The 2,463-nt window shown below is 62.6% G+C and carries 4 protein-coding genes and 1 pseudogene; all 5 read right to left on the reverse strand.

Translation table 11 applies throughout. The features are described from left to right. Positions 1–245: 245 nt before the first annotated feature. Positions 246–599: a hypothetical protein gene (locus DW850_RS09905; protein WP_117786958.1), complete on the reverse strand. Its 354-nt coding sequence runs from the start codon at positions 597–599 to the stop codon at positions 246–248. 105 nt (positions 600–704) lie between these two features. Continuing rightward, a complete protein-coding gene (locus DW850_RS09910) occupies positions 705–1,325 on the reverse strand; it encodes a helix-turn-helix domain-containing protein (RefSeq protein WP_117762863.1) in 621 nt (206 codons plus the stop codon). Between the two features lie 345 nt (positions 1,326–1,670). Further along, a pseudogene (locus tag DW850_RS10525) lies at positions 1,671–1,787 on the reverse strand (Arc family DNA binding domain-containing protein); the annotation flags it as partial. After that, a complete protein-coding gene (locus tag DW850_RS09920; RefSeq protein WP_233539159.1) occupies positions 1,788–1,934 on the reverse strand; it encodes an HAD family hydrolase in 147 nt (48 codons plus the stop codon). It lies immediately after the preceding pseudogene. A gap of 1 nt (position 1,935) precedes the next feature. Further along, positions 1,936–2,463, reverse strand: a 528-nt coding sequence (locus DW850_RS09925; RefSeq protein ID WP_370215759.1) for a tryptophan--tRNA ligase, incomplete at its 5' end; no start/stop codon positions are given.

The following is a 2,463-nucleotide window of genomic DNA, read 5'->3' on the forward strand; positions in this document are numbered from 1 at the left end:
AGAGCCCCATCGCCTCGCGCCTCGTCTTTATCTGGTTGCTGATGTCCATCGTCACCTCCCGGTCGTGAAGGAGCGTCCCGCGAACACATCGGGTGCGCTATCGAATCTGTTGTACATCATATGCGGCAAGGCTTGCCGGGCGCTGCAAAAATTGTTTTGCATGGGGTTTACCTGCATGATTGTTGCTGCGATGCGTGCCATCGCCGCGGGGAGATCTGGCTTGTGGAGGCTTGCGGGGCGATGGCTTAGCGATGTTGTCGAGCAGTCGTCCAGGTGCGCAGGCCCATGGCGGCGTAGCCGATTGCGGTATGGGCAACCCCATGGAACGCAAGGTCCTGGCTGCCCTCGACCGCGAGGGGAAACAGGAGCGCGGGTCCGATTCCGAGCGCTGCGGGTACCCAGAAGAGCGTCCTCGCGGAGTTCGCGGCGAGCAGACCGAGGGTGATTGCAGTTGCGGGGAGCACGGGGTAGATCAGCGCCATCATGGCGATCATGCCGGCATCGGATGGGACGACGCTCACCAGGAGGACGGGGATTGCCCAGCAGACGCCAACGATTGCGATCAATGCGATGAGGGACGCGCGTACGGTGACGTTCATGGGGCACCTCCTAACGGGAATCGCCCCCCCCATTCTGGCATACATCTTCAGAATGGGGGGGCTAAGGGGGATACCATTTCGGGGAACGGGTGCGTACCCGCGCTTTTAACTCAGCATCTTGGCGAGCATGCCGATGCCGACGCCCACCAGTCCGCCGGCGATGGCGCCGATGATGATCTGCACCGCGTTGCGCGTGCCCTTGACCCAAGGGTTCATCTCGCGCTCACGGCGCCCCTCGAGCGTGTCGCGATCGACCTGCTCGCCGCGGCTAAACGCCAACACCTCGCGGTACGTGACGAGGTCGTGCTGCTTCTTCATGCGTTCCATATACACGAACGCCACGAGCATCACGACGAGCGCCACGGCGGCAAACGCCGCGGTGGGCGCGATGTGCATGCCCCAGCCCCATTCGAACTGGAACGCCGCCCACGCGCTCAGCACCAAAAACACGACCGCGCTCACGACCGTGATTGTGGAGAGGGCGTTGTACTTCTTGACCGCTTCGTTCATTACCTGTGCCATGGTTTCCACATCTCCTTTGATGAGGGAGTCCACGGTCACCCCGAACACGTTGGAAAGCAGCAGCAGGCTCTGGACATCCGGATACGTACGGCCGCACTCCCAGTTGCTGATGGTCTGGCGCGACACGTAGATGCGCTCCGCCAGATCGTCTTGGGACAGTCCGAGCTCCGTGCGATGCTCCTTGATGTGCGAGCCCAGCTCCATGCGTTTGCTCCCTAGAGGGTCGGGGTGACCCCTGTCGAGAGCCACCATGTCATTGACGCGAGCATCGTACCATCAAAGGTCTTTATATTTGACCCCCACGGGGCAAAATCGAGCTGTCAAAAGGCTTTATATACGACATCTAGCTGGGAAAAGAACGGTCTCCAAAGGCGGGTGCCTCCGGGGACCGGTTGGTGCGTATAGAGGGGGCGAGCTTGCTTTGGGTTGGTGTTGGCCCCGCCGCTCGGCTCGACTTTGGAGCGGCGGGGTCAACTCTGCCTCGGCGCTGGCGAGGCAGAGCGCGGCTTTGCCCCGACGTCGGCCGCGCCCGAGCCCTGTCTTCCCGGCTTAGCCCTCCTCGCCTTTGGGCGTGCCCTTGAACGAGGGCTCTTTCTTTGGCAGCCTTCCCGCGCGTTTGAGGGCGTCTCGCAAGATCCATTCCACCTGACCGTTGGCGCTGCGCATCTACGAGTACCAGCGCCCGCTTGAGGGGACGAGCAGAACCCCCCCCAGCTCCTTCATGCGCTTGAGCGCGCGGATGTTCGCCTCGGGGATGGCGTGATTGGAGTCGAGGAAGGTCTCGTCCATATCGCTTGCAACAAGGCGGTACATGCTAGTACACCATGCCCATGGCCTCGCGCACCTCGGCGAGCGTGGCCTCGGCGACCTCGTTAGCGCGGCGGTTGCCCTCGTGCAGGACGTCCTTGACGTAGTCCATATCCTGCACGAGCTCCTCGCGGCGCGCGCGGATGGGGGCGAAGTGCTCGTTGACGGCCTCGGTCACGCACTTCTTGAGCTGGCCGGAGCCGCCCATGCCGATCTCCTCGGCAATCTCGACCTCGGAACGACCGGTGCAGATGGCGGCCGTCGAAAGCAGACCGGACACGCCGGGGCGGTTCTCGGGATCGAATGTGATCATGCGCTCGGAGTCGGTCTGGCTCTTCTTGATGCGCTTGGCCGTCTCCTCGGCGGTCATCGAGATGTTAATGGCGTTGCCGTAGCTCTTGCTCATCTTGCGACCGTCCAGGCCCGGCAGTAGCGGGGTCTCGGAAAGCAGCGCTTCGACCTTGGGGAACACCTTGCCGTAGCGGTTGTTAAAGCGGCGGGCGATGGTGAACTGCCTCCCATTTCTTGGACACGA

The sequence above is a fragment of the Collinsella sp. AM36-4AA genome (genome assembly GCF_003467795.1).
Lineage (GTDB): Bacteria > Actinomycetota > Coriobacteriia > Coriobacteriales > Coriobacteriaceae > Collinsella.